The 6597-nt window shown below is 46.2% G+C and carries 9 protein-coding genes and 1 riboswitch; of the genes, 2 read left to right on the top strand and 7 right to left on the bottom strand.

Annotated elements, in window-relative coordinates:
* The first annotated feature begins 16 nt into the window (after positions 1–16).
* Positions 17–224, top strand: a riboswitch (yybP-ykoY riboswitch).
* Positions 225–226: 2 nt separating this feature from the next.
* Positions 227–799: a manganese efflux pump MntP gene (gene mntP / locus MES37_RS05065; protein ID WP_064546082.1), complete on the top strand. Its 573-nt coding sequence runs from the start codon at positions 227–229 to the stop codon at positions 797–799.
* A 4-nt stretch (positions 800–803) separates the two neighbouring features.
* Here mntP and rlmA read toward each other — a convergent pair whose 3' ends face one another.
* The 6 genes from rlmA to mgrB form a co-directional block, all read right to left on the bottom strand.
* Positions 804–1619, bottom strand: a complete 816-nt coding sequence (rlmA, locus tag MES37_RS05060) for a 23S rRNA (guanine(745)-N(1))-methyltransferase (RefSeq protein ID WP_064546080.1) — start codon at positions 1617–1619, stop codon at positions 804–806.
* A 63-nt stretch (positions 1620–1682) separates the two neighbouring features.
* Positions 1683–3428, bottom strand: a complete 1746-nt coding sequence (gene ftsI / locus MES37_RS05055; protein WP_064546078.1) for a peptidoglycan glycosyltransferase FtsI — start codon at positions 3426–3428, stop codon at positions 1683–1685.
* Positions 3429–3661: 233 nt separating this feature from the next.
* Positions 3662–3871, bottom strand: coding sequence for a transcription antiterminator/RNA stability regulator CspE (gene cspE, locus MES37_RS05050; protein WP_001062678.1), 210 nt, complete (start codon positions 3869–3871; stop codon positions 3662–3664).
* A gap of 13 nt (positions 3872–3884) precedes the next feature.
* Positions 3885–4028: a DUF2627 domain-containing protein gene (locus MES37_RS05045; protein ID WP_074388558.1), complete on the bottom strand. Its 144-nt coding sequence runs from the start codon at positions 4026–4028 to the stop codon at positions 3885–3887.
* 794 nt (positions 4029–4822) lie between these two features.
* Positions 4823–5110 (bottom strand): YebO family protein, encoded by a 288-nt coding sequence (locus MES37_RS05040; RefSeq protein WP_064546076.1) that lies wholly within the window; start codon positions 5108–5110, stop codon positions 4823–4825.
* 74 nt (positions 5111–5184) lie between these two features.
* A complete protein-coding gene (mgrB, locus tag MES37_RS05035; RefSeq protein ID WP_064546552.1) occupies positions 5185–5328 on the bottom strand; it encodes a PhoP/PhoQ regulator MgrB in 144 nt (47 codons plus the stop codon).
* 158 nt (positions 5329–5486) lie between these two features.
* Here mgrB and MES37_RS05030 point away from each other — a divergent pair, with 158 nt between their 5' ends.
* Positions 5487–5729, top strand: coding sequence for a YobH family protein (locus tag MES37_RS05030; RefSeq protein WP_064546074.1), 243 nt, complete (start codon positions 5487–5489; stop codon positions 5727–5729).
* 50 nt (positions 5730–5779) lie between these two features.
* Here the strand turns inward: MES37_RS05030 and kdgR are convergent, their stop codons facing one another.
* Positions 5780–6571, bottom strand: a complete 792-nt coding sequence (kdgR, locus tag MES37_RS05025) for a DNA-binding transcriptional regulator KdgR (RefSeq protein ID WP_064546072.1) — start codon at positions 6569–6571, stop codon at positions 5780–5782.
* Between the last annotated feature and the right edge of the window lie 26 nt (positions 6572–6597).

Genomic DNA, 6597 nt, shown 5'->3' with positions numbered 1-6597 from the left:
ATAATATGTTAAGGTTGCGCCCGTCGTTGGGGAGTAGCCGATTTTCGCCATTGCGAAAATGTACATGTCAACATACTCGTTACTTGTTTTAGCAGGCTTTTTAAACAAGAAAATAACGTGGCATGTACGACTCAAACACTGAGTAGGCGAGACCATAGGCACGTAGCCATCGTTTTAGTTGGGGATGGTCGACGTGTATATGGATATTCCCAACTGAGGCGTTTGTATGAATCTCTCCGCTACAATTATTCTTGCTTTTGGCATGTCGATGGATGCGTTTGCTGCATCAATCGGGAAAGGTGCCACCCTCCATAAACCTAAGTTTTCCGAAGCCATACGTACCGGCCTGATTTTTGGTGTTATTGAAACGCTCACACCGCTGATTGGCTGGTGTCTGGGGATGTTGGCCAGTAAAGTTGTGCTGGAATGGAACCATTGGGTTGCTTTTATCCTGCTCGTTTTCCTCGGTATCCGAATGATCTATGAAGGGATTCGCGGCAACGATGATGAAGAGACACCAAAGCTACAACGTCATGGATTTTGGTTATTGGTCACGACAGCTATAGCAACCAGCCTTGATGCAATGGCGGTGGGCGTCGGTCTGGCATTTCTGCAAGTGAACATTATTGAAACTGCGCTGGCGATTGGTTGCGCGACCATGATCATGTCTACGATGGGTATGATGCTGGGCCGTTTTATTGGCCCACTACTGGGTAAACGCGCCGAAATTCTCGGCGGCGTGGTGTTAATTGGGATTGGTTGCCAGATCCTTTACGGCCATTTCAGCGCGCTAAGTTAAATATTCAAGCTACCTGGGCTTCGCGTCGCCAGACGCGAACCACAAAGTCAGTCTCACATTCAAATGCCGTTTCAGCCGCTAAGGCTTGCCACACTTCCGGGCGAGCGCGCCAGGCAAACGGCGTCATTTGTAGCAATGCTACCGCTTCATCACCCTTTAATGTCATCGGCCAGCTAATTTGCTGAGTCTGTTCTGCAATAAAACCAGGCAAAGATTCAGACTCAGAGCTGTGCAACACAATATTGTCGTAAATTAGGCCTTTCAACTGCATTAAATGACGGGGACCAGGGGTCGCCGTAATGACGATACCGCCAGGTTTTACCACCCGCGCCAGTTCTTCCGCTTTGCAGGGCGCGAAAATACGCACAACAGCATCAAGGCTATTATCGTCAAATGGTAAACGGTGACTTGAAGCAACGCAGAATTGCACCTGTGGGTAACGTTTAGCCGCGTAGCGAATCGCCACTTTCGCGACATCTAATCCCCAGGTCGTGCCATTTTGTTTTGCGACTACCTGTGCAAAACCGGCAGTGTAGTACCCTTCCCCACAACCAATGTCGAGTAAAGTCACGGGTGACGCTTGTTCAAGTTGTTGGCAAATGGCATCACGCAAAGGCTGGTAATGCCCGGCATCAAGAAACTTTCTGCGTGCCTGCATCATCTCGCTGCTGTCGCCTGGATCCTTAGAACGCTTATGCTGTACTGGCAGCAAATTGACGTATCCTTCTTTTGCCTTATCGAATTGGTGGCCTTGTGGGCAAAGATAACTCTTGCCAACAGCGGTAAGCGGCGCATGACAAAGCGGACAAAGATAGGACATGGGAACTCCAGGCAATCATAAAGGGCGCAAGTGTAACGCTAAACGCCCTGTTTCGAAAAGCAACTAACCGGCGGAGTTATCTGCGACAGGCTTATTTAACACCATTAAATTTGGGTCACCGTCCGGAAGACCATCAGGCTCAATATTTTCCAGTCGTAACACATCGCTCATAATTTGGCTAAATACCGGGGCTGAAACTGCTCCGCCATAATAAGCCCCATTTTCTGGATCGTTAATCACTACAACCAGCGCAAAGCGTGGATTACTGGCTGGTGCAACACCGGCCGTGTAAGCAATGTATTTATTGATGTACTTGCCGTCATCACCAATCTTCTTCGCCGTGCCCGTTTTTACCGCAACACGATATCCGTGCACCGCCGCTTTTACTCCACCGCCGCCAGGCAACGCCACGCTTTCCATCATATGTTCAACCTGATGAGCAATGACTTCAGACATCACGCGTTTCCCAACGACCGGTGGGTCAACACGGGTAATCGACAGCGGTCTGGAAATACCGTAACTACCAATGGTTGCGTAAACATGGGCCAGTTGCAGCGGCGTGACCATCAAACCATAGCCAAAAGAGAAGGTTGCACGATCCAGTTCTCCCCAGAACTTACGATGTGGTAAATAACCGCGGCTTTCTCCTGTCAGGCCCAGCCCCGTCGGCGAACCAAAGCCAAACTCTTTGTAGGTATCCAAAAGTTTTTGGATAGGCATTGCCAGCGAAAGACGTGATACCCCGGTATCGCTCGATTTTTGCAGGATCCCGGTCAACGTTAGCTGAGGGTAATAACCCACATCCCGAATCCGATGCCCGTCAATGGTATAGGGATGGGTATCCACCACACTGTCGGGTTGCACAATACCTTGTTGCAGCGCGGTCATCACTACCATGGGTTTGACCGTTGAACCGGGTTCAAAGGTGTCACTTATTGCCCGATTGCGGAAATCGTTCAACGTGGCACCATCACGGTTATTCGGGTTAAATGTCGGGCAACTTGCCATAGCCAGAACTTCACCGGTATTAACATCAAGGATAACTGCGGCGGCTGATGCGGCTTTATTCCACGAAACCGCGTTGCTTAACGCATCTTCAGTCACCGTTTGCAGACGCTCATCAATGCTTAACATTAGGTTATGCGCGGGGCTTGCCGGATTTTCAGTGATATTTTCAATGACGTGACCGTGTCGGTCTTTGCGAACTAATCGCTCCCCGCCCCTCCCCATCAATTGTCGATTGAAACTCTTTTCTATGCCCTCAATACCCTGATCATCAACATTGGTAAAACCGAGCAAATTTGCTGCGACATGCCCTGCCGGGTAAAAGCGGCGTGACTCATCGCGCAACGAAATCCCCGGTAGTTTCAAACTCTCAATATATTGGGCTTTTTGTGGATCGAGTTGACGGGCAAGGTAGATAAATCGGTCGGAAGGGCTACGACGAATACGCGCGGCGATCTCATTGAGCGGCATATTGAGCGTTGTCGCAAGTGCCTGCCAACGGCTATTCACTTGCACACCACCTTTTTCCATCACCGTTTTGGGGTCGGCCCAGATAGCTTTTACCGGTACGCTGACTGCCAATGGTCGGCCCGTACGGTCTTCAATCATGCCACGTGGAACTGTAATCGTCTCTTCGCGTAGTGAACGCATGTCCTCTTGCTTGACAAGATTCTCTGGCGAGATGATTTGCAACCAGGCTACACGTCCTAATAAAAATACCAGACACATAAGAATAGCACTGCAAAGCAGAGCAAAACGCCACTGAATAAAGTTACCCACGACTCCAGGGGCAATTTTTCTCACTTTCAATCCTTCACAACAACTAAGCGATTGAAAATTTAAACATAATGATGAAATTAACCGGACAGGAACAGTGCTACAAGATGCACTGCTTTGCTACAAAACATAACTAGTCACGGCTTGTAGAAACATATGGACAAGTAGTGCATAAGATTCAGACATGAAAAAGCCCCGCTACATGAGCGGGGCTTTCATCAAAATTTGGCGTTATTCGCGCCAGGTCTAATTCAACGGAATTAGATAGCAGTGACGTTAACTGCTGCTGGGCCTTTCTGGCCGTCCTGGATTTCGAACTCAACGTTCTGGCCTTCAGCCAGAGTTTTGAAGCCGTTACCCTGGATTGCAGAGAAGTGTACGAACACGTCTTTGCTGCCGTCAGCAGGAGTAATGAAACCAAAACCTTTAGACTCGTTGAACCACTTAACTTGACCTTTGATCTTTGCCATTTTGCAAAATTCCTTAGATTGTTTTCTTTGCCCGAAGGCATAACTTAGCTAAAACAGAGACATTACTGCATGAGGCACTAATATAAGGCTCGGCAGAGAAGCGGTATTCAACGTCAACGTGTTTACTCAGAACTTCTTTACTGAAAATGCCACACATAAACAGAACTGTACCTCGTTTAACCCAAAGTGTTATCACATACAACGCAATCAATGGCAAGCCATTTTTCGGCGTGAATCGATCTGTCGCACAAATTCTGAAACCAATATTGTTCATAAAAATGAAATGCACAAAATGTGCATAAAATTAACGGCGAACAAACGTGATTCCAGGCGTTCAGGCGATGACCGCAGACAACGTTTTTACCATAGCCCAAAGCTAACTTTTCGTCCAGACGAAGGACGAAAAAGTCGACACCACAGACATTATCATTATGATTTTTTTAGCATAGCTATTCAAAAAATGAGCAGCACAGAACGTCTCAAGACAGATTGAAATAGGCGATGGAAATAACGCGATTACCAGAATGAATAAAGTATGAACAGTAAGCTCTTTATATTGCACCAAAATAATGAAAGTTTAATGACACTCTGCTACACAATGAGGCAATAAAAACGTTTCACTATATTAGCCATATAATAAAATTATCTTAGGTTATCCAAAATAACACTTTAACTTTCTGGATAATATTTAAACTATTATTTTAAGCAAGAGTAAAGTTTGACCTACATGTCGTGGCATGAACAGCGATTCACCGCCATAGTCTTGCCAGAGGGTTGGTGTATTCCCTGCTCTTTCCATGCTTTCGTCAAAGCGTAACATCAGCCGATTTTCGTAACTGTGGTGACACATTACGAAAACCGTCGATTTAAAGATGAGATTTTAGAGGATCAAACCAGGGATTCATCCAACGCATGAGTCACGACAAAGCGGCGTAAACGCTTATGCAAGGATTAGCGTTCTGCCACCAGACGAATAAAATCGTCATCCTCTGCAACTTCTTCCTTAATCTCTTGCGGTTCTTCCTTCACAACTTCCGGCTCATTGGCTTCACACAGACGGCGTAGCAGAGCATTTTGTCGTTTCTGCTGTTCCAACAACTCTTCAAGCAGCTCGATCTGTTCATTACTACGGCTACTCGCTCGGTTAACAAAAAACCACATTACGAGGCCGATAACCAGCACCACCAGGGAAACTGTCAGGGACACGATATTCAACGCGCCAACACTTAATTCGTTCATCTTACCACCTCAGTAAAACGCGCTATTCTACACCTGCTGCGCCCGAAGGTAAGTATCGTGTGGATAAAAAGAGTCTACCAGGGAATAAATTTGTTAATTGTACAAACCCCGCTGAAAAATTGTACATCCTGATCGCACATCACGTTGACCATCTGCGTCCAGAGTAGTAAGCAGACGAAAAAAACCGCAACTAAGATGAACCATCTGTACTTTTTCACTACATTCTCCACATTAAAAGCTTTAGAGAGTAAGTCTGGCATACGCAACCTAAACCAGGCATCACTCAACTCAGATTTTATTTAAGAATCATCACATTGATACTTTAGTGCTACGCGCTACGCTTAACACTCTAATAAAGTAATAATAAGAGGTAGATATGCGTGTCGTGATCCGCACTATTCTGGTGATAGTGCTGCTGTGGATCGGTTTACTCCTCTCTGGCTACGGAGTATTGATTGGGAGCCATCAAAATGCAGCGGGTATGGGACTGCAATGCAAATACCTCACTGCACGAAATATCACCACTGCACAATTCATTCATAGTGAAAGTGGTATTATCGGACTGAGTGATTGCCCTGTATTGCGTAAAAGTGACAAGGTTATTGATAACGGACAGTAGATAATCGAAGAGTAAAAAAACGCCGCTATTTAGCGGCGTTTAATTTTTCATCAGAATGGATATTCGTGATAACCCATTTGCTCAGAAATAGTGCGCGCAGCGTCATGTAGCATAGCGACATATTCGTGAAGGCGGTCTTCAGAAAAACGCAAAGTCGGGAATGAAATACTTAAACCGGCAATCACAACACCAAAGCGGTCAAATACCGGCACGCCGATGCAGCGCAAACCTTCTTCTTGTTCTTCGTTATCTTCGCCATAACCTTGCTTACGAACCGTATCCAGAACATCCATCAATTCGTCGGTGCTGGTAATGGTACGTTCAGTGCTGCGGGTGTACTCCACATCGGCAAGAATTTCACGTACTTCTTCACGGTCACGCCAGGCCAGAAGCACTTTACCAATTGCAGTACTGTACAATGGGTTACGACGACCGATGCGCGAATACATACGCAAGTTGTACATTGAGTCGATCTTGTGGATATAGACAATACTGTCTTCATCCAACGCACCCAAGTGGATCGTTTCTTTTGTCAGACGCGACAGTTCACGCATCTGGATGTCAGCACTACGAATCAAATCAACATTTTGCAACGCACGCGCGCCAAGTTCGAACAACTTCAGCGTAAGCGAGTATTTCTCAGATTCGCCTTCCTGAGCCACATAACCCAAGGATTTCATTGTCTGCAAAAAGCGATAGACGGTGCTTTTTGACATCATTACGCGTTGCGATAATTCAGTAATACCAATTTCGCGTTCTTCGCCAAGAGCCTGTAAGATGCCAAAAACTTTCAGGACAGAAGAGACAGAATCAGGTTGTTTATCCAGATCTGCGATTGCCATTAAATCACCTCGATCGCATTTGTTTT

Origin of the sequence: Buttiauxella sp. S19-1, from assembly GCF_022134725.1 — a bacterium.
GTDB classification, from domain to species: Bacteria; Pseudomonadota; Gammaproteobacteria; order Enterobacterales; family Enterobacteriaceae; genus Buttiauxella; species Buttiauxella ferragutiae.
This window is presented reverse-complemented; position numbering and strand designations above follow the sequence as displayed.

What these genes read in the sequence shown, in the direction of transcription:
- mntP (WP_064546082.1), top strand. Translation starts at nt 227, where the DNA reads ATGAATCTCTCCGCTACAATTATTCTTGCTTTTGGCATGTCGATGGAT.
- rlmA (WP_064546080.1), bottom strand. Translation starts at nt 1,619, where the DNA reads ATGTCCTATCTTTGTCCGCTTTGTCATGCGCCGCTTACCGCTGTTGGC.
- cspE (WP_001062678.1), bottom strand. Translation starts at nt 3,871, where the DNA reads ATGGCAAAGATCAAAGGTCAAGTTAAGTGGTTCAACGAGTCTAAAGGT.
- MES37_RS05045 (WP_074388558.1), bottom strand. Translation starts at nt 4,028, where the DNA reads ATGTGTGGCATTTTCAGTAAAGAAGTTCTGAGTAAACACGTTGACGTT.
- MES37_RS05040 (WP_064546076.1), bottom strand. Translation starts at nt 5,110, where the DNA reads ATGAACGAATTAAGTGTTGGCGCGTTGAATATCGTGTCCCTGACAGTT.
- MES37_RS05030 (WP_064546074.1), top strand. Translation starts at nt 5,487, where the DNA reads ATGCGTGTCGTGATCCGCACTATTCTGGTGATAGTGCTGCTGTGGATC.
- kdgR (WP_064546072.1), bottom strand. Translation starts at nt 6,571, where the DNA reads ATGGCAATCGCAGATCTGGATAAACAACCTGATTCTGTCTCTTCTGTC.